General features: G+C 38.6%; 19 protein-coding genes and 10 tRNA genes. 5 read left to right on the top strand and 24 right to left on the bottom strand.

Annotated elements, in window-relative coordinates:
- Positions 1-122: 122 nt before the first annotated feature.
- The 21 genes from D172_RS06720 to D172_RS06620 form a co-directional block, all read right to left on the bottom strand.
- Positions 123-212 (bottom strand) — tRNA-Ser (locus tag D172_RS06720).
- 261 nt (positions 213-473) lie between these two features.
- The gene (nadA, locus tag D172_RS06715) at positions 474-1,514 is read right to left on the bottom strand and encodes a quinolinate synthase NadA (protein ID WP_007379081.1); all 1,041 of its coding nucleotides are present in this window, start codon (positions 1,512-1,514) and stop codon (positions 474-476) included.
- A gap of 141 nt (positions 1,515-1,655) precedes the next feature.
- Positions 1,656-1,731, bottom strand: a tRNA-Lys gene (locus tag D172_RS06710).
- 63 nt (positions 1,732-1,794) lie between these two features.
- A tRNA-Lys gene (locus D172_RS06705) sits at positions 1,795-1,870 on the bottom strand.
- Positions 1,871-1,953: 83 nt separating this feature from the next.
- Positions 1,954-2,029 (bottom strand) — tRNA-Lys (locus tag D172_RS06700).
- Between the two features lie 24 nt (positions 2,030-2,053).
- Positions 2,054-2,129, bottom strand: a tRNA-Lys gene (locus tag D172_RS06695).
- An 83-nt stretch (positions 2,130-2,212) separates the two neighbouring features.
- Positions 2,213-2,288, bottom strand: a tRNA-Lys gene (locus D172_RS06690).
- 77 nt (positions 2,289-2,365) lie between these two features.
- Positions 2,366-2,441: transfer RNA gene (locus D172_RS06685), tRNA-Lys, on the bottom strand.
- Between the two features lie 64 nt (positions 2,442-2,505).
- Positions 2,506-2,581: transfer RNA gene (locus D172_RS06680), tRNA-Lys, on the bottom strand.
- A 60-nt stretch (positions 2,582-2,641) separates the two neighbouring features.
- Positions 2,642-2,717 (bottom strand) — tRNA-Lys (locus D172_RS06675).
- 171 nt (positions 2,718-2,888) lie between these two features.
- A complete protein-coding gene (gene ybgF / locus D172_RS06670) occupies positions 2,889-3,638 on the bottom strand; it encodes a tol-pal system protein YbgF (RefSeq protein ID WP_033023873.1) in 750 nt (249 codons plus the stop codon).
- A 13-nt stretch (positions 3,639-3,651) separates the two neighbouring features.
- On the bottom strand, positions 3,652-4,194 hold the full coding sequence (gene pal, locus D172_RS06665) for a peptidoglycan-associated lipoprotein Pal (protein ID WP_007378882.1): 543 nt from the start codon (positions 4,192-4,194) through the stop codon (positions 3,652-3,654).
- 34 nt (positions 4,195-4,228) lie between these two features.
- On the bottom strand, positions 4,229-5,587 hold the full coding sequence (gene tolB / locus D172_RS06660) for a Tol-Pal system beta propeller repeat protein TolB (protein WP_007378883.1): 1,359 nt from the start codon (positions 5,585-5,587) through the stop codon (positions 4,229-4,231).
- Between the two features lie 9 nt (positions 5,588-5,596).
- On the bottom strand, positions 5,597-6,523 hold the full coding sequence (gene tolA / locus D172_RS06655) for a cell envelope integrity protein TolA (protein ID WP_007378884.1): 927 nt from the start codon (positions 6,521-6,523) through the stop codon (positions 5,597-5,599).
- Between the two features lie 4 nt (positions 6,524-6,527).
- Positions 6,528-6,959 (bottom strand): protein TolR, encoded by a 432-nt coding sequence (tolR, locus tag D172_RS06650; RefSeq protein WP_007378885.1) that lies wholly within the window; start codon positions 6,957-6,959, stop codon positions 6,528-6,530.
- Positions 6,946-7,650, bottom strand: a complete 705-nt coding sequence (gene tolQ / locus D172_RS06645; RefSeq protein ID WP_007378886.1) for a protein TolQ — start codon at positions 7,648-7,650, stop codon at positions 6,946-6,948. The genes tolR and tolQ overlap by 14 nt, the downstream gene beginning before the upstream one ends.
- Positions 7,651-8,795: 1,145 nt before the next feature.
- Positions 8,796-9,806 (bottom strand): Holliday junction branch migration DNA helicase RuvB, encoded by a 1,011-nt coding sequence (ruvB, locus tag D172_RS06640; RefSeq protein ID WP_007378887.1) that lies wholly within the window; start codon positions 9,804-9,806, stop codon positions 8,796-8,798.
- A gap of 7 nt (positions 9,807-9,813) precedes the next feature.
- On the bottom strand, positions 9,814-10,431 hold the full coding sequence (gene ruvA, locus D172_RS06635; protein WP_002960647.1) for a Holliday junction branch migration protein RuvA: 618 nt from the start codon (positions 10,429-10,431) through the stop codon (positions 9,814-9,816).
- Positions 10,432-10,433: 2 nt separating this feature from the next.
- Positions 10,434-10,958, bottom strand: a complete 525-nt coding sequence (ruvC, locus tag D172_RS06630; RefSeq protein WP_007378888.1) for a crossover junction endodeoxyribonuclease RuvC — start codon at positions 10,956-10,958, stop codon at positions 10,434-10,436.
- A 129-nt stretch (positions 10,959-11,087) separates the two neighbouring features.
- Positions 11,088-13,589, bottom strand: coding sequence for an ABC transporter permease (locus D172_RS06625; protein WP_007378889.1), 2,502 nt, complete (start codon positions 13,587-13,589; stop codon positions 11,088-11,090).
- Positions 13,579-14,292, bottom strand: coding sequence for an ABC transporter ATP-binding protein (locus tag D172_RS06620; protein WP_007378890.1), 714 nt, complete (start codon positions 14,290-14,292; stop codon positions 13,579-13,581). Before D172_RS06620 ends, D172_RS06625 begins: the two co-directional genes overlap by 11 nt.
- Here D172_RS06620 and D172_RS06615 point away from each other — a divergent pair, their 5' ends adjacent.
- Entirely contained in the window at positions 14,293-14,916 is a 624-nt protein-coding gene (locus D172_RS06615) for an arylesterase (RefSeq protein WP_007378891.1), read from the top strand.
- Between the two features lie 110 nt (positions 14,917-15,026).
- Positions 15,027-15,103: transfer RNA gene (locus D172_RS06610), tRNA-Pro, on the top strand.
- 226 nt (positions 15,104-15,329) lie between these two features.
- Here the strand turns inward: D172_RS06610 and D172_RS06605 are convergent.
- Complete coding sequence (locus D172_RS06605; RefSeq protein ID WP_007378892.1) at positions 15,330-16,394, bottom strand: replication initiation protein; 1,065 nt, start codon at positions 16,392-16,394, stop codon at positions 15,330-15,332.
- Positions 16,395-16,490: 96 nt separating this feature from the next.
- Between D172_RS06605 and D172_RS06595 the strand changes: the two genes are divergently transcribed.
- The 3 genes from D172_RS06595 (at position 16,491) to D172_RS06585 (ending at position 19,805) form a co-directional block, all read left to right on the top strand.
- Positions 16,491-17,659 (top strand): IS3 family transposase gene (locus D172_RS06595; protein WP_420713787.1). Its coding sequence is split into 2 segments (ribosomal slippage): positions 16,491-16,737 and positions 16,737-17,659, totalling 1,170 coding nucleotides; the frame shifts between segments, so codons are not numbered across the junction.
- An 825-nt stretch (positions 17,660-18,484) separates the two neighbouring features.
- The gene (locus D172_RS06590) at positions 18,485-19,399 is read left to right on the top strand and encodes a zinc dependent phospholipase C family protein (protein WP_007379059.1); all 915 of its coding nucleotides are present in this window, start codon (positions 18,485-18,487) and stop codon (positions 19,397-19,399) included.
- Position 19,400: 1 nt separating this feature from the next.
- Positions 19,401-19,805, top strand: a complete 405-nt coding sequence (locus tag D172_RS06585; RefSeq protein WP_007379060.1) for a hypothetical protein — start codon at positions 19,401-19,403, stop codon at positions 19,803-19,805.
- A gap of 63 nt (positions 19,806-19,868) precedes the next feature.
- On the opposite strand, the gene D172_RS06580 is transcribed toward D172_RS06585, so the two are convergent.
- A complete protein-coding gene (locus D172_RS06580) occupies positions 19,869-20,525 on the bottom strand; it encodes an RloB family protein (RefSeq protein ID WP_007379061.1) in 657 nt (218 codons plus the stop codon).
- Positions 20,526-21,797: an AAA family ATPase gene (locus D172_RS06575; protein WP_007379062.1), complete on the bottom strand. Its 1,272-nt coding sequence runs from the start codon at positions 21,795-21,797 to the stop codon at positions 20,526-20,528.
- Positions 21,798-21,896 lie beyond the last annotated feature (99 nt).

The raw sequence follows: 21,896 nt of genomic DNA, 5'->3' as shown, positions 1-21,896 counted from the left end.
GTTTAAGTAGATTGAATTAACAACATACTCCAAATTACTTTGTCGCGCCTAACCAATAGTTGAGCAGAGTTTACTTTACATTAAAAAACCCAGTTAAATTAATAACTGGGCCTTAAGAATAATGGTGGAGGGAGAGGGATTCGAACCCTCGTTAGGGATAAACCTAAACACACTTTCCAGGCGTGCGCCTTCAGCCACTCAGCCATCCCTCCACAGTGTTGCAATTGTATAATGCAACGGCACGCTATAGTATGAAATAGGCCCACAAGGTGCAAGGCATTTTTAAATATCAACCTTCAAGTGCTTACTTATCAAGCAATAACTTACGTTTAAGTATAAAAAACGGCTAAATTCAAGATTTAACCGTTTTTAATTTAAACTTTAAAATGACTTAACCTGAACTCTGATTAAGAGATTAACTACGTATTGAATATGATGATATTTAAATTTATTTTCTCTAGCCAGAGCTCAGGTTACTTAGCCATACTCGCGGTAAATTCAAGCATGCGATTAAGTGACTTAAGTGCGCCTTCGCGTAAATCCATATCAACAAATACTTCTTTGCCTTTCGGGTCAATTAGGGCTTCCTCAATCGCTTTTAAGCCATTCATTGCCATCCAAGGGCAATGAGCGCAACTTTTACATGAAGCGCCCTCACCTGCCGTTGGAGCCGCGAAAAACTCTTTATCTGGGCATAGTTGCTGCATTTTATAAAAAATACCGCGATCGGTTGCAACAATAAATTTATTGTTGGGCATTGTTTGCGCAGCTTTTATGAGTTGGCTCGTTGATCCTACAGCATCGGCAAGTGCAACAATCTCTGCTGGCGATTCTGGATGAACTAATACGCCTGCATCTGGGTGTAGCGCCTTCATATCTTTTAAAGCTTTAGTTTTAAATTCGTCATGTACAATACATGCACCATTCCACATAAGCATATCAGCACCGGTATTTTTTTGAATATAACTACCAAGGTGCTTATCTGGTCCCCAAATGATTTTTTCGCCTTGCTCATCTAGGTGCTCTACAATTTCAAGTGCACACGATGACGTTACAATCCAATCGGCACGCGCTTTGACCGCAGTAGAGGTATTTGCATATACAACAACTTTACGATCTGGGTGCTCATCACAAAACGCAGAGAAATCGTCTATCGGGCAACCAATATCTAACGAACATGTTGCTTCAAGCGTTGGCATAACAACCGTTTTATTGGGTGTTAATATTTTAGCTGTTTCGCCCATAAATTTTACGCCCGCGACGATAATCATATCTGCATCGTGACGTGCGCCAAAACGTGCCATTTCTAGCGAATCGGCAACGCAGCCGCCGGTTTCTTCAGCAAGTGCTTGAATTTCAGGATCGGTATAATAATGGGCAACAAGTACTGCATTTTTATCTTTTAGTAATTGCTTTATACGCGCTTTATATTCGCCTTGCTCGTCTTGTGTTAACGGTGCTGGCTTAGGGGGAAAGATATAACCTTCAGGCATAATAGTTTGAGCTAGACTCATGTTCTCGACCACTTATCTACAGTGCATTAATTAGGGCGAATTATACGAGAATATCAAAGCAAATAACAGCAAACTAGCGAGGCTGTTTATAAAAAATAAAGTGGGAATTTAAAAAAGAATATAAAGGAAAGTATTAGAGAGTGGTGGGTCATGATGGATTTGAACCATCGACCAATTGATTAAAAGTCAACTGCTCTACCAACTGAGCTAATGACCCGCTCTAATATAAATTTGCTTTGTAAAAAGCTGCGTAAATCCGCCGATTAAAACTGTCATAGAATGGTGGGTTATGATGGATTTGAACCATCGACCAATTGATTAAAAGTCAACTGCTCTACCAACTGAGCTAATAACCCGCACTATGCACTTATTCAATTATGAATGAAGCTTACGTAAATCCGCCGATTGATACCAAACCGTATTCACAAGGAATAAAGAATGGTGGGTCATGATGGATTTGAACCATCGACCAATTGATTAAAAGTCAACTGCTCTACCAACTGAGCTAATGACCCGCTCTTATATAAATTTTCATAGAATGGTGGGTTATGATGGATTTGAACCATCGACCAATTGATTAAAAGTCAACTGCTCTACCAACTGAGCTAATAACCCGCACTATGCACTTATTCAATTATGAATGAAGCTTACGTAAATCCGCCGATTGATACCAAACCGTATTCACAAGGAATAAAGAATGGTGGGTCATGATGGATTTGAACCATCGACCAATTGATTAAAAGTCAACTGCTCTACCAACTGAGCTAATGACCCGCTCATGCACCTATTTAAAATAAATAAGCTTACGTAAATCCGCCGATTGAACCACTCTTATTACATGTAATAAAGAATGGTGGGTCATGATGGATTTGAACCATCGACCAATTGATTAAAAGTCAACTGCTCTACCAACTGAGCTAATGACCCGCTCTGATATAATTGTCTGTACTAAAGTCTAAGTTAAACCATTATATTATTTATAAATATAAAATGGTGGGTCATGATGGATTTGAACCATCGACCAATTGATTAAAAGTCAACTGCTCTACCAACTGAGCTAATGACCCGCTCTAATTTAACAACTTTAAATACTACGTAAATCCGCCGATAAAAGACCATTTTAAAAATGGTGGGTTATGATGGATTTGAACCATCGACCAATTGATTAAAAGTCAACTGCTCTACCAACTGAGCTAATAACCCGCTCTTTTTGCCGCATTTCGAGTGGGGTAACCATTCGTTTGCTGCGGGCGCTTATAATACTTATTTATAAAATGAGTGCAACCGAAATTGTCTCTTTTTTTAAGTTTTTATGCCTAGTTGACCAATTTTAGACCGCTTATGACAAAAAGCAGTCTAATCAAGCCGATTCAATTATTTTGATAAGCGTTCTGTGGCCAATTTTGCAGCAGTTGTACTTGGATACTGATTAACAAGATCATTCAGAATTTTTAGAGCTTCCTCTGCTAAACCTTGCTCTTGCAAAAGTGTTCCTAGCTTTAACATTGCATCTGGTCGTTTATTTGAATTAGGAAATTCATTAACGACCACTTTAAAGTGCTCTATTGCTTTTACTGGCGTATTTTTAATCGTCAGCAATTGTCCAAGCCAATAATGTGCATTAGATGCATAAACTGAGTTTGGGTATGACGTTAAAAAAGTTTGAAACTCAGGAATTGCTTGATCATAACGCTTATCCTTCATTATAAGCGCTACAGCACGCTCGTATGCTTCGTTTTCAGATAAATCGTTACTGTATGTCTGTGCATCACTTGGTTGCGTATAATCAGCTGCAGGCGCTACAGCAGGTTGTGCATATGCTTGGCTTACGCGATTTTCAATTTCTTGATAAAGTTCGCGTTGACGCTGTAGTACTTTTTCAAGCTTATAGCTTTGTTCTTCAGTTACGCCACGGATTTGACTTACTTCATCTTGTAATAGATTGAGTTGTTGCTGTAACTCTACTTGTAAAAAATTACGCGACTGCATCATGCTCTCTAATGATGCTAAACGCTTCTCAATACTTGATTGTGAACCTGCAGCTTCTGAAACAGGAGCGGGAGCAGCCATTAACTGGGTGCTCCCGCTCAATATCATGGCTGCCAAAATAAGTTTCGGCTTCATAATATCTCTTATCTTAGTAAACGAGTACCGCACGGCGGTTTTTAGCGAAAGCTGATTCAGTGCGAGATTTAACCATTGGCTTCTCTTCACCGTAGCTTACTACTGACATTTGGCTAGCTGAAACACCTAAACTTTGTAAGTATTTCTCAACCGCTTGGCCACGGTGCTCACCTAGTGCAATATTGTACTCTGGCGTACCGCGCTCATCTGCGTGGCCTTCAATTAGTACTTTAACTGATGAATTTTGAACTAAAAATTCAGCATGAGCACGAAGTAAGTCAGCGTATTTGCCTTCAACTGTCGCTTTATCAAAATCAAAGTAGATTACTTGCTCTTGGCGTAGTGCTTCGTATTTTTGACGAAGTTGCTCTTCTGCTTGTTGCTCAGGAGAAATTGTAGCCACTTCAACTGTGTCTGTATTTGTCGATTGCTCAACAACAGCTTCATTTGTTTGATTTGCAGCACCTTCATCAATATCCGAAGATGAGCTACAAGCTGCTAATGTCATTACTGGCACAGCAATTAGCAGGCCTTTAAGTATTTTGTTAAGTTGCATTAAGTAGATTCCTATTTTGAGTAAACCAGTAATATTACTGTAAATATGGCGACCAAGCTGGCGCCTTTACTTGTCCGTCAAGCACAGGTAAACGAGCTTTAAAGCGACCGTCCATTGATACCAGCGCGAGTACCTGTTTATTATTATGAAGCGTGCTATAAATAATCATCGAACCATTTGGTGCTATGCTCGGTGATTCATCTAGGCGAGTTCGCGTTAATACTTGAAACGCGCCCGTAGCAAGCTCTTTCTTAGCAAGATGGTACTGCCCGTTGGTACGGTTAACCATCACTAATTCTTTACCGTCTGGTGTTATCGAACCCGCAAGGTTCATATCACCATCAAAGGTCAATCGCTGTGACCTACCAGTTTTTAAATTTAACTTATAAATCTGAGCATTACCACCCCTTTCAGAGGTAAACACTATATCTTGACCATTTGGATACCAAGATGGCTCAGTATCTATACTACGATGTCGCGTAAGACGTGTTTCTTTGCGTGTTGCCAAGTCTAATAAGTAAACTTCTGTAGCACCCGTTTTGTCTTTAGAAAGCACTAAAAGAAGCTTTTTACCATCTGGCGAAAACTGCGGAGCACCGTTAATACCGCGATAACTTGCAATAACTTCACGCTTACCGGTATACAAATCTTGAATATAAATTTGGCTTTGACGGTTCTCAAATGTCACATACGCTAATTTTGTGCCATCAGGTGACCAAGCCGGTGACATTAGTGGCTCTTTCGAACGTAGTAACACCTGTTCGTTAAACCCGTCATAATCTGATACAACAAGCTGATAAGGCTTATCATCACCATCACGTACAATTACGTACGCAATCTTGGTTAAAAAAGCACCTTTCTCACCCGTTAATTTCTCATAAATGACATCACTAATACGATGTGAATAACGACGGAAACCACTTATGCCAATAACACTATCTCGTGCTTCTAAAATATGATCTTGGCTTTTAAGCAACTTACCATTACTCATCATTTGCGTTTCACCACCCGTGATTTGACCACGAATAACATCGACTAACTCATAACGGACGAGGTAACGTCCATCAGTCTGTTGCTCAACCTCGCCAACAAGTATCGCTTCAACACCTTTATTAACCCAAGATGCATAATCAATGTCAGCATCTTTGTTTGGTTGTTGCGGCATTTGCATAACATCTACAGGCTTAAACTTACCACTACGCATGAGATCTGCAGCAATAACATCACTTATTTTTTCAGGAATTGGACCAACACCATTGTATTTAAACGGCACAATTGCAATAGGTCTTGCACCATCTACACCTTCTGTTATTACAATTTCAAGGGCTGCGTTAGCAATGCCCTGAAAACCAAATAACAGCACTAAACAGGCAATTTTTACTTTGTTGAACATATCATTCCTTTAAAATTCTGGCTTGATTGTTAAATTAATATTCTTAAGTTGTTCGAATACGTCTTTGTCTTTAGATACCGGTAATGTGTCAGCCATACGAACAGCCCTAAGTGCAGCCTCACAGACTAGTTTATCGCCGCCTAATGATTTAACTTGTGTTACTAAACCATTAAAGCCTAAACGAATATTTACTCGGCACTGCTGATTTTTCATTTTCTCGTCGATCAGTAAGTTCTGCTGAATACGCGCCATAATTAGAGCGCGATATTTATCAACTTCACCCACGACCTGTTGTTGACGTATTTTACTACGCACAGCCTGCTCTTTAGCAAGTTGTTCTTGTAACATTTGTTCTTGTAGGGCCTGTTGACGCTGTTGTTCAGCCTTTTTAGCACGTTCTTTAGCCTCTTCATCACGCTTTTTACGTTCATCTTCAGCTTTTTTAAGTGCTTCTTCCTCAGCTTTACGCTTATCGGCAGCTGCTTTTGCTGCACTTTCAGACTCTTGCTTTTGTTTTTCGGCTTGTTTTGCTTTAGCACGTTCCTTTTGTTCTATTGCGCGTGCTTTTTTAGCTTGTGCTTGCGCCTCGGCTGTTTCTTTTTCCTTAGCCTTACGTTCTTGCTCTAATTTCTTAATATGACGGGTTTCTGACTCGCGCTGTTTGCGCGCATTTGCAGCTCTGCGCTCTAAATCACGGATGCGTTTGTCTTCTGCCTTTTTTTTGTCTTTTTCTTGCTTTTGGAGTTCAGCTATTTTCTGCTCAACCATTTTTTGGTCAACTGTCACAGCTGACACCGCTTTATCAACATCAGGTATAGCTTTATTAAGCGTTACTTCCATAACCTTTGGTGCTGGCGGGTGAATGTTTGCCGATGCATATAAAAAACCACCCAGCGCCACATGCAAAACTACTGATTTAATTAATGAACTACTCATACCGTTATTTTGTCCCTTCGAAGGATTCTGTCATTAATCCAACTGACGGTACACCGGCACTTTTTAAAAAGTCCATTAAGAGCAATACCTCTTGGTATGATACTTTTCCAGATCCCTTTATCATTACTGGTACATCAGGGTTTTTCATTAGCTGTAACTTAATCACAGCAGCTACATCAAGCGCCTCCATCGGAGCCTCTGGATCAGTCCCTACACTAACGTAATATTTACCTTGTGCGTCAATCGAAGCAATAATAGGTGGCGCATCTTTAGTATCAACTAAATCTGACTCCGTCATTTTAGGCAAGTCGACTTTAACACCATGTGTAATAAGTGGCGCTGTTGCCATAAATATAATCAGTAGCACCAACATTACATCAATGTAAGGAACTACATTAATTTCTGCGACCGGACGGCGCTTCTTACGCTGATACATTCGCTTGGGCCTCTATTTGTGTAGCTGCTTGACGGTGTAAAATATTAGCAAACTCTTCCATAAAATTAATGTAGTGAGATTCTAGCTTTTCAACTTTATTAGAAAAACGGTTGTAAGCAATAACGGCCGGGATTGCCGCAAACAAACCCATTGCTGTGGCAATAAGTGCTTCTGCTATACCAGGTGCTACCATCTGCAACGTAGCTTGTTTAACTTCACCTAATGCTATAAAAGCATTCATAATGCCCCATACAGTACCAAACAAGCCTATATATGGGCTAATTGAACCCACTGTCGCTAAAAATGATAAGCTTGACTCTATTTTCTCTATCTCTCGAGAGAGTGCCACGCGCATAGAGCGGTGTGTACCTTCCATTACAATACTCGCACTTTGAAAGGTGTTTTTCTTATGTCGTGCAAACTCTTTAAAACCGGCTGTAAATAGAGCTTCAATACCTTCAGATTGACCGTTACGTGATGAAATTTCGTTATATAGTTTACTTAAATCAATACCAGACCAAAATTTTTGTTCAAACTTTTTAGCACTTGCTAACGCATCTGATATTGCTTTTTTACGCTGAAAAATAATTGCCCATGACATTACAGACATAGCAACTAGCCCTAACATTACTAGTTGAACAAGCAAACTGGCTTCTAATATTAAATCCAAAAAATTAAGCCCTGATCCCACGTGAAACTCCTAAATAGTATCAAAATACGTCAAATTGATTGATTTGTGTAAATATGACCGCTCGTGCAGCCAAAAGTTGCACATAGTGTATCGAGTCCATTTCAAACTGACAACGATATTGCTATGAATAAGCAACAAAAAACGTTGAAATAACCTTTATTTCGCAATTATCTAGCAAAAGAATTTAAAGTCATTTCCGCTATTTAATGATGCGCTCAAGATATGCTTAAATATACAAGCAAAACACCATAAAACGCCTCATTTATTCAAAATCACTGCATAAACACTCAAAAAACTTAAACAAAACCTAAAGGTAATAGTAAAACTAATAGCGACAAGCAGTGCAAACTCAAACTTAATCACTAATTTTCATTAACTTACAAACAGAAAAAAACATTAATGAACAAGTTTTAAACAACCAGGAATTTCATTGCATTAGTTTTTATAATCCGAAATTATAAATTTTCTAGTTTGAATAATAAATATATATTGCGTATTATCTCCCCATACCGAGCTGGCACTGAGTGAAATAGCTTCATTAAGCAAAGTTCTTAGTAATAGGATATTTTATCGTATTACATTGTTTTACATTTTTAGGATAAAACCTAGTTGTGTAAAATATAGTTCCCCAAGATTACTTCCTTCAACTTGTTGTTTACCCGCATTTTTTGCGGGTTTTTTTTTGCCAAAAAAATTGAAATCATTTAATACCAATTTGCTTAATTGAGTGATCTATTTTGAGGTAAGAAAATCGTATCTATAACAAGGCAAAAATTTCGTTATTTAGTTGTTATCACTCATGCTCCTGCATCCATGCAGTCGTATATCAGAAATTTTTAACACTGTTAACGTCAGATTTAATCCCTCTAATTGATTAAGTATTATTGCAAACTAAACAACACTGTAACAGCCTAATACGATAACGGCTATGCAATATACTCTATCTATCGAATAGCCCGCAGCATAGCCACGCAAGTCTTAACGCTCTGTGAATTAAGCGTTAACTGATTATATAGTGGGTAAAATTGTAATAACTTGGTTTAGAGTAACTATGTGAAAATATGGTGGGTAACATTATAAAATTAGGTATACGCGCTTGCTGTACATTTACTTATGCAAGCGCAAGTGATTAATTGAAATTTAGATTAAGTCGTCTTTTTTGGCATTAATCCAAAGTGATGGTATGCACTGTCAGAGACTATTCGCCCGCGAGGTGTGCGCTGAATAAATCCTTGCTGGATTAAAAATGGTTCTATCACATCTTCTATTGTTTCGCGCTCTTCGCCAATAGCAGCCGCTACATTGTCGAGCCCGACAGGGCCGCCCATAAATTTTTCGATTATAGCGAGTAAATATTTGCGGTCCATATAATCAAAACCACTTTTGTCTACGTCAATCATATCAAGGGCTTGCTTAGCTACATCGGCGTTTACTGTGCCGTCAGATTTTACTTGAGTGTAATCGCGTACACGGCGCAATAAGCGGTTTGCAATACGTGGTGTGCCGCGCGAGCGCTGAGCAATTTCGGTAGCGCCATCATCACACATTTCTAAATCAAGGTAATGTGCTGAGCGCCCTACTATGTGCGATAAATCCTCTACAGAATAAAACTCTAATCGCTGCACAATCCCAAAACGGTCACGCAGTGGCGATGTAAGCGAGCCTGCTCGTGTGGTTGCACCAATGAGTGTAAATGCAGGTAAGTCTAATTTAATAGAACGCGCAGCTGGGCCCTCACCAATCATTATATCAAGCTGGTAGTCTTCCATTGCGGGGTAGAGTATTTCTTCAACTTGCGGGCTTAGCCTGTGTATTTCATCGATAAACAGTACGTCGCCCTCTTCTAAATTAGTCAGTAACGCAGCTAAATCGCCTGCTTTTTCAAGTACAGGGCCTGATGTTGTTTTAATACTTACGTGTAATTCGTTAGCGACAATATTTGCAAGCGTGGTTTTACCAAGCCCAGGTGGGCCAAATATTAATAAATGATCGAGCGCTTCACCACGGGTTCGGGCAGCTTCAATAAAAATTTCCATTTGCTGCTTAACATGAGGCTGGCCTCTGTAATCGGCTAAAAGCTTAGGCCTTATTGCACGATCTATAGAGTCTTCATTTGTTTTTTCAGTCGCATCAATTAAGCGATCCGCTTCAATCATGGGTTACTCACAACATAGATTTTAAAGATTCTCTAATAAGAACCTCAGTAGACATATCGGGTTTACTTATCGATTTTACGGCTTTTTGAGCTTGTGGCAATTTATAACCTAATGCAAGCAGTGCCGATACGGCATCATCCGCTGCATTATTAGCAATTGTCGCATCGCTCATAGGCTCTATTACTGCGCTGTCGCTAAATGGCGTAAATAAATCATTACCCCAATCTTTTAGTCTGTCTTTCATTTCGAGTACTAAACGCTCGGCTGTTTTTTTACCTACACCGGGTAATTTAACAAGCGATGTTGAGTCTTCGTTATTTACACAACTTACAAATTGCTTTGCCGACATGCCCGATAAAATAGCTAAGCCAAGTTTTGGCCCTACGCCATTTGCTTTTAATAGCTCTCTAAACAAAGCACGTTCAACTTTATTATTAAAACCAAATAATAGTTGAGCATCTTCACGCACTACAAAGTGAGTGTAAACAATCGCGTTTTCACCAATTTTTGGTAAATCGTAAAAACAGGTCATTGGCATTTGTACTTCGTAACCTACACCACTTACTTCGAGTAATATTTCTGGTGGCTGTTTTTCGACTAAAATACCATTTAAGCGGCCTATCATAGTTATTTCCTTAAACGTCCTCTAACGGTTTTGCTTGCGCTGCCCGCTAGTTTAATTAAATTTTGTTCTGAGTGGGCGTGGCAAATCGCAATAGCGAGTGCATCAGCTGCATCGGCCTGTGGCGTACCGGGTAGTTTTAAAATATTTTTTACCATGTGTTGCACTTGTGTTTTATCTGCGCCACCGTTACCTACTACTGCTTGCTTAATTTGCCTAGCTGAGTATTCAAATACGGGTAAGTCGGCCATTGCAGCGCCAACAATCGCAGCGCCTCTAGCTTGGCCTAGCTTTAAAGCTGAATCGGGGTTGTGCGCCATAAATACTTTTTCAATGGCAAAGGTTTCTGGCGAAAACTGCTCAATAAGCTGTGTAATGCCTTGGTAGATCATTTTAAGCCTAATCGGAAAAGGATGATCGGCTAACTTAATACAGCCACTGCCTAAGTATGTAAATTTAGAACCTTGATGGGCAACAACACCATATCCGGTCAAACGTGAACCAGGATCGATCCCTAAAATAATGGCCAAACAGCGCTCCATTGTTATTATTTTTAAATTACGCTAATAATGCCAGAGCACTGTATAAATTACCAGTACAAAGAAAAACAAAAATGCCCACAAACTAGGTAGGCATTTGAAGGAGCATGTTAGTTTAGCTTACCCTAGGGCACGCACTAATCCTTGGGTGTTTTGTTTAAGTGTTCGGGCAATCATTAAATAACCTAAACCTGCCACAAATACGCCGCCAGCTACCGGACCAATAATCCATATATGCGGGTGTAACTTACCTGCTAAATCAAACATTTGTTGCTGCACAATTAAAAGCGCTATGTCGCTAAAAAGTGCGGCCACTAAACCAGCTAAACCGCCTAGTAATAAAAACTCATACAAGGTCGCGTTTTTAATTAATCGGCTTTTAGCGCCAAGCGTTCTGAGTATGACAATTTCTTGCATACGCTCACCTAAACTAGCTTGCACTTGCGATATAAGTACAAGCGCACCACACAGCACAACAATTGCAAGTACAAAGCCAATGGCGAGTGATACTTGCGAAATAGTTGTTTGTATTTGCTTAACAAAGTTATCAATATCAATCGCTGTAATAGTAGGGTAAGTACGCAATAACTGGCTAAAATCACGCTTTTGATCTGGGTTTATACGTACCGACGAAATATACGTTGCCGGAAAATCTGCAAGTACATCTGGGCTTAAAATAATAAAAAAGTTAGGTTTAAGCGTGGCCCAATTAACTTTGCGCACACTGGTAATTTTAGCGTCGAACGACTGCGAACCAATTAAAAACGTAAGCGTATCGCCTATCTCAACATCTAAACGCTCAAGCATCGACTCCTCTACTGAAGCCTCAGCCATCGCATTTTCACCAAACCACGTGCCTTGTGTTACTTCATTTTGATCAGGCACATCTTTAAGCCATGTAAGGTTTAGCTCGCGGCCAATACCTGCACGTGCTTCTTCATCTTTTTTCTCGTTGTCTTGCAGTGATACAGAACGTGCTACCAACTCGCCGTTTACCGCATTTACGCGTCCACGAATAGTGGGATAAAACTCTGATACCTGAATATCTTTTTGTGCTAAATACTCATTAATTGACTCAAGCTCATTTTGCGTAATATTGACTAAAAACGCATTAGGCGCATCGTTTGGTAGTTGCGACTGCCAATCAGATATCATGTCGTTTTTAAGTACCACTAAAAACAGCAGTAATTTAATCGCTAACGAAAAACTAATTAACTGTACCGCGTTCACATTTGCACGCTTTTGAATAGACGCAATTGCAAGCGACCAACTGTTACCTGGCTTTAATCCTAGTTTTCGACCACCACCAAATATTAATTTAGATACTAAAAACAGCACACCAATTAGCGCAAGTGTTGATATAAACAAAATAAGCGTTATTTTTATGTTGTTGCTAAATAACCACATTAATAAAAACACGGTTAGCGCACTCATACCTAAATGCACACGACTTACTGCCAACTTGTCACCTAAGTTACGGCGCAGTACTCTAAGCGGCGGAATATCAAATAAATCAAATAACGGTTTAATAGAAAACATAACGGCACAAATTACGCCGGTGCTTATAGCCACCAGCCAAGGTTTAAAGCCACCTAAAGGTAGCTCTGTGCCCATACTTTTTGATAAGTAACTTGTTGCTATTTCTTGCAAGCCATAACCAATTAACAGCCCTATACTTACCGCCATTGCACATACAAGCAATAAATGAAGCATGTATATTTTGCGGATCATTGAGCGGCTACCGCCGAGCGTTTTCATCATCGCTACTGGGTCGTATTGGCGTTCACAATAACGTTTTGCTGAAACAGCTATAGCCACTGCAGCCAAAATAATACCTAATAGGCCGGCAAGTAATAAAAAGCTCTCTGCGCGGTTTAAACTGTTTGAAATGGGTGATTGGCGGTCTTTAACGCCATACCATTGTTGGTTTTCTTTCATTTGTGGTTTAAGCCACTCGTAAAAGCTATTTATGTCGGCCTCACTACCTGCATAAAGTTGGCGGTAATAAACACGACTACCCGGCTGCACAACTTCAGTTTTTGCCACATCGTCAATATTAATAAGCACACGACGGCTACTCGAAAATACATTAAATGGCGCGTCTGGCTCTTCTACAATAACTTTTGAAACATTAAATAATGCAGCGCCAAGCTCTACTTGCGCGCCTATATCAATATTTAAACTGTAAAATACCGATTCACTTAGCCACACATTACCCGGCGTTGGTCCGCTATTAGCAACTTTAGTTTCACCGGTTAGGGTATCTTTAACTTTTAACTGCCCTTTTAGCGGGTACGCATTAGATGCCGCTTTTACTGAGCTAAACTGCATTTCATCATCGGCAAACAACATAGTGTCGAAATACACCATTTGCGCCGTTTTTAAATTTTGGCTCTGTGCTTGAGTAATAAAAGCGGTGTCCAGAACATGGTCGCTTGCAAGTACACGGTCTGCTGCAATAAAAGCACTGCTTTTTTGCGCAATACTTTGCCCTATTCGCTCAGTAACCATAGACAGTGTAAGCACCGTTAACACAGCAAGAGCGATAGCTGCGCTTATAACCGTGAGCTCACCACGGCGAAATTCTCGCGAAAATAATTTAAGCGCTAACTTAACCCACATTAGCAACTTCCTCTACTTGGCTTTTTACTAGTAAACCCGCCTCTATTTGAATAATGTGCTCACATTTTTGTGCAAGCCCTTCATCGTGAGTAACCAAAATAAGCGTAGTGCCGTGTTGCGTGTTTAAATCAAATAATAACGACTCAATCATTTTACCGTTTTTGCTGTCTAAGTTAGCCGAAGGCTCATCAGCAAATAGTATTTTAGGTGTACCAATAAATGCTCGCGCAATAGCAACACGTTGCTGTTCACCGCCAGAGAGTTGCGACGGGTAATGATCAATACGATGGCTCAACCCTACTTTTTCAAGCAAAGCAATTGCTTGCTCTTTCGCATCACTTTCGCCAGCAAGCTCTGCTGGTAGCATAACGTTTTCAAGCGCCGTTAAGCTTTGTACTAACATAAACGATTGAAACACAAATCCAATTTTAGCCGCGCGCAGTGCAGCACGCTCTTCTTCATCTAAATTGTGTAATGGCTCGCCATCTAAAAATATTTCGCCGCTGCTTGCGGTATCCAGCCCCGCTAATAAACTGAGTAACGTTGATTTACCAGAGCCCGACGTGCCAACAATAGCAACAGACTCGCCATGCTTGACATTAAAGCTGATGTCGCTGAGGATGGGCAGCTCACCTTCAAAGGTAGAGACTACTTTAGACAAACCATTAACCTGAATTATATTTAATTGAGAAAGCGCTGACATATGACTCATTCAATCCTTCGTTTAGTATTCATTTTATTTTTAGTTATCAAACCGCTGAGCGCAGCAGCCGACAACACGATTTTAATACTCGGTGACAGTTTAAGCGCAGCCTACGGACTTCAACAAGAAGAAGGCTGGGTAAAATTGTTACAAGATAAATACGATGACGAACAAGCCGACATTGAACTTATCAACGCCAGTATTAGTGGCGAAACATCTGGTGGAGCCCTACGCCGTTTAGATGCATTGCTTGAGCAATACGAGCCCACTCATGTACTTATTGAGCTAGGTGCTAATGACGGTTTACGTGGTTTCCCTGTTAAAAAAATGCAAACTAACTTAACGTCTCTTATTCAAAAAAGCCAAGCAGCTAATGCAATGACCGCCTTAATGGAGATTTACATTCCCCCTAATTACGGCCCGCGTTACAGTAAAATGTTTACTGACACTTTTTCGCGCGTCAGCGAAGAGACAAATGCGCATTTAATGAACTTTTTTATGCTAAACATTGCCGGCCAACCTGAATTAATGCAAAACGATAGTTTACACCCTAACAAAAAAGCTCAGTTATTAATACGCGATGAGATGTATGACTCGATCAAAAAGTGGTTAAATAAAGACTAGCCAATTAGTACATCGCAAGAGTGCTATTTTAGCGTTCTTGCGTAATAAACATCCAAACAAACAATCGCTTATTGATTTTTAAAAAAATACACGTAGTATTGCATACAAATCGGTATGTGGCGCAGCTTGGTAGCGCACTGTCATGGGGTGGCAGGGGTCGAGAGTTCGAATCTCTCCATACCGACCAATTAATTTATTTAAATATTAAGTACTTATAATTTAAATATAATACATTTTGCTACACGCACACTAAATATTATTAATACATGTAGCATATATGTAGCTTCACTACTTACAGCTAATTCAGCTCGTTCAGCTCGTTCAGCTCGTTCATATGTAGTTATTAGATAAATAACTTTAATATGTAACATCATGCCCTATCTTATTTCCTAATACCCTGATGTGCAGCATAATTAACATATTTCTAGTAGATGTTTATATTTAGCAACAGCTTGTCGAGTCATTCCTATTTCGTTGGCTATAAGTACCTGTGAAGGCTTTTTCCCTTCACTTTGTATCTTCGTTATTGCTCTAGTAATTTTTTCCTCTGTGTTTGTTCTACGTGCTTTGTGTGTAAACTTAGCCCCCTGCTGTTGAGCAAGTTTTGTAGTTACGATCTTAATTTGCAGTAAAAATAGTCCGGCTCTCCCACGGTTATTTGACGAGCTATATTTAAACCAAGTGAAATTAGCCACACTCTTAACAATCCCTTTCAATTCGGAGTGGTTTAATGGGTGGGTTTTAGGAAGATCTGACGAACTGAACTCATTACACGACTGAGCAATATTAAATAAATGACTTTCCCATTGCTCATATGTCCAATTTTCTTTCGCATAATTAATGCGTTCATATGCTATGAATCTGAGTTCATGAAATACCATACAGTTTCGCGACTCAGCGACCAAAGACCAATCAAAGTCATATCGGCGTTTTTTTGTCACCTTTATTAAATAATTATTTAATTCATTTAGACTGTATTCATGTGCATGAAGGAAAGATGTATTCCAACTCGAATTTAAAGGATTTTTACTCAAAGGGCCGTAATAGTCTGCATCAGCGCCTAATTGCAATGTCATCCCCTTTTTTACATCATCTAAAAACCTGACTGGTTTTTCACGCGATGCATTTGATGAAGGTACAAATTGAACTGCATAAAATAGATGCGCGCCACCAACTACTTTAGAGCTATCAGCTCGGTCTAGACCACTTACTACTATATTCGGTGGCGGTAATAACTTATCTTCCCAGCTGAAAGTGTTTTCATCATCAATGTCAAAAACCAACCAAAACACGATGTTTTTAGGGTTTATCTGAATATATTTATGAGTTTTTAACGCTAACTCACCATACCGATAACGTGCTTCATGTTTTATATCTGCACTAAGTGTTCTAGGTGGTGTGGTTTGAAATAATCTTTGTGTTAAAAGCAACTGAGCACACTTATTCTCAACCACTAATGGCTGTAATGCTGAATTCATAATAAAAATACCTATGTCAAAAGTAATCAACATGACGTGGTTTAATGGATTCGACTACCCCAGTTAAGAGATAATCAACTTAACTGGAGATCGATAATGACAAAACGTAAAAAGTATTCCAAAGAATTTAAACTTGATGCTATCGCATTAGTTGTTGAGCAAAACTACTCACAAGCAGAAGCCTCTAGAAATTTAGGGGTAAATCCCAACATGCTTGGTCGCTGGATAAAAGAAGCTGAAAATGATGATGGGCATGCTTTTAGAGGGAACGGTAATTTAACCCCTGAGCAAGAAGAGATCAGAGAGCTAAAAGCGCAAGTGAAACGCCTAGAAATGGAGCGTGAAATATTAAAAAAAGCGACGGTCTTCTTTGCCAAAGAAACGAAGTGAAATATTCGTTCATAACCCAATACAAGAAGACCTGGCCTGTGGCGACAATGTGCCGAATACTGGGTGTAAAAAGTAACAATTACTATAGTTATCAAAAGCGATTCTCAACTAAATCAGAGGATCCAACACATCAAGAAATGATTGATTGTGTCAAGGACATAGCGCACTTCAGTGATAATACTTACGGTGAAAGGCGTATTCAGAAAGTCTTAAATGCACTCGGTTTTCCGGTGAGTCGTTACAAAACAGCACAGCTAATGAAAGAGGCAAATGTCTGGGTGCGTTATAAAAAGAGATACAAAGTGACAACGAATAGTGAGCATAATAAGCCTATTTATCCCAATGTACTTGAGCAAAACTTCAACGTTGAAGCAGCTGATCAAGCCTGGGTACAAGATATCACTTATGTTTGGACTGCAGAAGGTTGGTTGTATCTGGCGGTAGTGATTGATTTATATTCGCGCAAAGTCGTTGGTTGGAGCATGGGCTCACGAATGAAAGCGCAGCTTGTCTGTGACGCACTGACTATGGCGATGTGGCAACGCCAACCCAAAACAGGGTTAATTATCCATTCAGATCAAGGGGTTCAATATGCAAGCCACCAATATCGTAAATTGCTCAAGTCAAATGACTTCATTGGTAGCATGAGTAAGAAAGGCTGTTGCTGGGATAATGCTGTTGCAGAAAGCTTCTTCGGTAGTTTGAAGCAAGAGCGCGTGCATTGGAAAAACTACCCAACGCGTTATGAGGCTCAACAGGATGTAATGAATTACATCTGTATGTGGTACAACAGTCGTCGCTTACATTCGTACTTAAATTATCAAAGCCCAAATGACTTTGAAGAACGAATCGAAACATTAGATATGGTTTCTTAACTAGGGTGACTGAATTTAGTTGACCACGTCACATGGACTAAGGCATAGCTACGCACAAGAAAGACTATTAGAGCTGATACTTAATCAATATCCATATCAAATTGCATTAGAGACTGTTTCACAAGAAATGGGACATTTTAGGCCTGAAATTACTGAGGTTTATTTACGATAAATTAAAGCTATCGTGAAGATAGCTTTAATTTCAAGTCTTATCTATTTCTTTGAAGATTTACTAGGTTTTAATCCTGGGGTGTTCCCTGGAGTATTCTTGTTATCACGTCTACGTTTATCAGGTTTGCCAGTTGAATCAGCAATTGGTTTTGGTCCTGGTTTAAGAGCCATAATCGTTATCCTTTCAATTAAGAGGAAGTCCCTCAATTATGAGTATAGCTTTAAACAAAAATTTGGAGGTTGTAATTGATAAATAGTTACTTTTTCACTAAATCGAAAAGGTGTAATTTTGAATTGAACCTGAAAATCAAGCATTATAGATACGTTAACATAATGGCTTTTAATACTTCTTTGGCGCACTGAGACTAGGTAGGTTTCAATTAAAAGTATTAAGTGCTCACCTTAACCGCCCCCTACTCTTTTCTACAGGTGCACATGGTCTCAGACATAGCTATGCTCAAGAAAGAGTGGTTGAGCTCAATGCGTTAGGATTTAAATATAAAATGGCCCTATAGATCGTTTCACAAGAGATGGGACATTTTAGGCCTGAAATTACCGAGGTTTATCTCAGGTAAGCTCTCCTTAATTACTTGACTAATTATTCCACTATTGTAAGTTGTTAATACATTAAAGATTAAGTAAAAGGATTTACTCATGCCTGGTGCATTCGCTCATATAACAGCTGCTAACTTAGCAACTGATAATAACGCCCTTTCAAGAATGAATATTCCAAATCAAGCAAAATTAATTTTAAGCACAAACCAGAAATATATTGAATTAGGTTGCGTGTCACCTGATTATCCTTATCTCGCTGTTGGCAATTCAGAACAAAATAAATGGGCTGATTTAATGCATTATCAAGGTACAGGTGATGTAATTAAAGAAGCTGTAAAATATTGCAAAAGTCTTGAAGGGCATGCGAAAGAAAAATGCTTTGCATGGCTTTGCGGCTATATGTCGCATGTTGCAGCAGATATAACTATACACCCTGTAGTCGAACTAAAAGTTGGTCTATATGAACATAACCAGGCCGCACACAGAACATGCGAAATGAATCAAGACTCGTTTATTTGGCCCAGGTTAAATCTTGGGGAAATTGGTCTGGCTGATCGAGTTGAGCTAAACATTGGTTCATGTACAAATCAAGGTAATTGCCTCGATGATGATATAAAGAAAATTTGGGGTCACGCTTTAACTAGTATACATAGTGAATATGCTCATTCGACCGCACCAAATTTTGATATTTGGCATAGCGGTTTTCAATTAGTTGTAAATAATGCTGAAGAAGGCTATAGGCTTTTCCCTTGGGCGAGACACGTTGCAGCTGAGAATGGCCTTCTTTACCCTAGACAAGATGAAATTGATTATAACTTTATAGAAAACCTTAATACTCCTAAAGGAGTGATGCACTATAACGAAATATTTGATTTAGCGATTGAAAATATTAAATATTTTATATCAATCATTGCAAATGCTGTTTTTAATGATGAACAATGCACCCAGATTTACAACTGGAACTTAGACAACGGCAAAGACGAAAATGGAAATCTAACAGCGTGGAGTATTTAAAATGAAATACATATTTCTAATTATAACAATTATTTTATCTGTGGGCTGCTCTAGCTTAGCCAATGCTCATGATCCTGAAAAAATGGCTGACCTTGCCTCACAATTAAAAGATATTTCCGCAGCTGTTGATGGAACATTGAAGTTTAGTTCTGAACCTTATACTGACCCACATAAGCTACTACTCGCCGCAATAAAAGACGATAAAACCAGACTTGAACCATTTAAAAATTATCGGTTAAAAGTCGTTATTCAAGAAAAAAACGCGATTTTATTGCTGTGTGAGGAAGAAACACTACTTATCGAGGATGCTGGGTGTACTGCAAAATCAGATATACAACATTGGCAATCTGATGAAAATCAGATTTGCGAAATTACACTACAATCTAATCAAATTTGCGGAATATGAATTAACGTGTAACCAAATAAGTAACCACTGTCTAAAAGAGTATCTCTATATCAAAATTAAACTTTACTTTTTAATGTTAATTAAGAACTCAACTAATTCGTGCATATTTGTTGAAGGGTTATCACACCCAGTTTTTAAACTTTCTTCGAGTGATTTTTTAGAGTTTCTAATACCAACATTTAATTTATCCTCTAATTGACTAAAGGTATTTTTTGCTCCTTTACTATAATCTGGCAAAAACTGTTTAAGCTTCTGAAGTGTTTTATCCCCTGGTGACTTTTTACCTGCTTTAACAATACTGGCTGTCGTATATGTAAAATGTAGTAATAACCAAAACTCAAAACACGGTACTGACTTAATACAATAATATCCTGGAAGGTTTTTTATCGCTATCACCGTTTTTTCGTAACAAGTATGGCTATCCTTATCAAATACACAATAGATCCTATCATAGTTAAATCCCTTTGCTTTTGACTTTTTTACTTGCTGTTTAGCGTACTTTAATATACTGCTAGGTGATGAGTCTGATTCACCATCTATTACTATATTTGCTACACTCAGCTTGTATCTTGATACAAGTTCATTTAAATAGTTAGGCTCAGTTTTTAAACCTTCAGTCACGACTAAAACCGTTTCATATGGTGCGCGTTTTGCCGCTTTTCTTTCTTGCTTTATCTTTGCAGCTCTTTTTCTACGGTTGAAGATATCATCTTTTCCCATCTAATTTACCCACTTAATTAGTTTATCAATAAATGGAAGTGCTCCATATCTTCCTGATAAATATCCTAATTCAATATTTTCCGTCCCCTTTCTAGGAGAAAAATCAAGAAGTGAATATAAATTAGTTTCTAAATTAACCTTTTCAGTAAACCAAATCTGGTCCCTTCTGAAAATATCCTGAGATAAAATTGATGTTTCATGAGTAGTAAAAATAAGCTGAGCGTTATATTTATTAATATCTTTGCTATTGAACAGTGAAACTAGATATTCAACCATCTTTGGGTGTAAATTTGAATGTAGTTCATCAATCACTAAAATCAATCCAGAATTAAGTGTGTCGATAACTGGTCCAATCAAACCAAATAATTTTTGAGTCCCATCTGACTCCTCATCAATCTCTAAAGAAACAGGCTTCCCGTTATGATCATTTCTAATAATGTTGACTTCGTAATCAACGTGCTCTTTAAGCTCGTTAGCAAGATGAGAGCGAACCTCTTCTGGAACATCGACAGGTAGGTCATCTACATTAAATGTTACAGCTTTAACATTAATATCATCGATAGACATGTCAGCAGCATTTAAGAAGTTAAGTAGCTCTTTTTTAGTTTTTTTGTCAGTACATAACTTAGCTGAGAAAACATTACTATAGCCAAAGATACCACCAAAATGAAGTTTTTCTTTAAACCAGTTATATACGGGTAAAAGCTGTTTATTGTTTAGTTGGACTACATTAGAAAGAAACAGTGAATTTTCTCTTGTTGTCTCTTGATATGTAGATTTCGGGCCATGAAATGATTCGCTAAATTTATAAAGCGTTTCACCAGAATTCTCATCATAAATTCTTGTAAACCATCTTTGAGGTCGACCTTTTGGATAAGCAATTAACCACTCTTCTTCGATTCGGTTGCGACTCACAACAGTCCCGTACTGATACTTGATACCGTCAGAAATAAATGTAATCTCAAATTCTGTCGGATTTTGAGCGCAAATACCATCATATTTGAAAGGCTTTACATCTAACTCTTCACCTGAGTTGCGATCATTTGCTGAAGAAATAACTAAAGATTTAAGGGTTCTAATTGCTTTTATTACATTGGACTTTCCTGAAGCGTTAGCTCCATAAATGACTGTAGAACGTAGTAGTTCTATTGATGGTTTTTCTACTTTAAAAGTATTACTTTCCATTAATTCAGAACTTGAGCTTTTAAGCATAGAAAAGGTCAAAGTATCTTTGATCGATCTATAGTTCCTTACAGAGAAATCAATAAACATTATATTTATAATCCAAAATAATTTGTTAGTCTGAGGATAACATAAAAATCATTATAAGATAATTCTTAGTCGTTTATTTACAGGAAAAGTGCAAATATG

The sequence above is a fragment of the Pseudoalteromonas sp. Bsw20308 genome (assembly GCF_000310105.2).
Taxonomy (GTDB): domain Bacteria; phylum Pseudomonadota; class Gammaproteobacteria; order Enterobacterales; family Alteromonadaceae; genus Pseudoalteromonas; species Pseudoalteromonas fuliginea.
The sequence above is the reverse complement of the archived record's forward strand: the minus strand, read 5'-3'. Positions and strand labels throughout refer to the sequence as shown.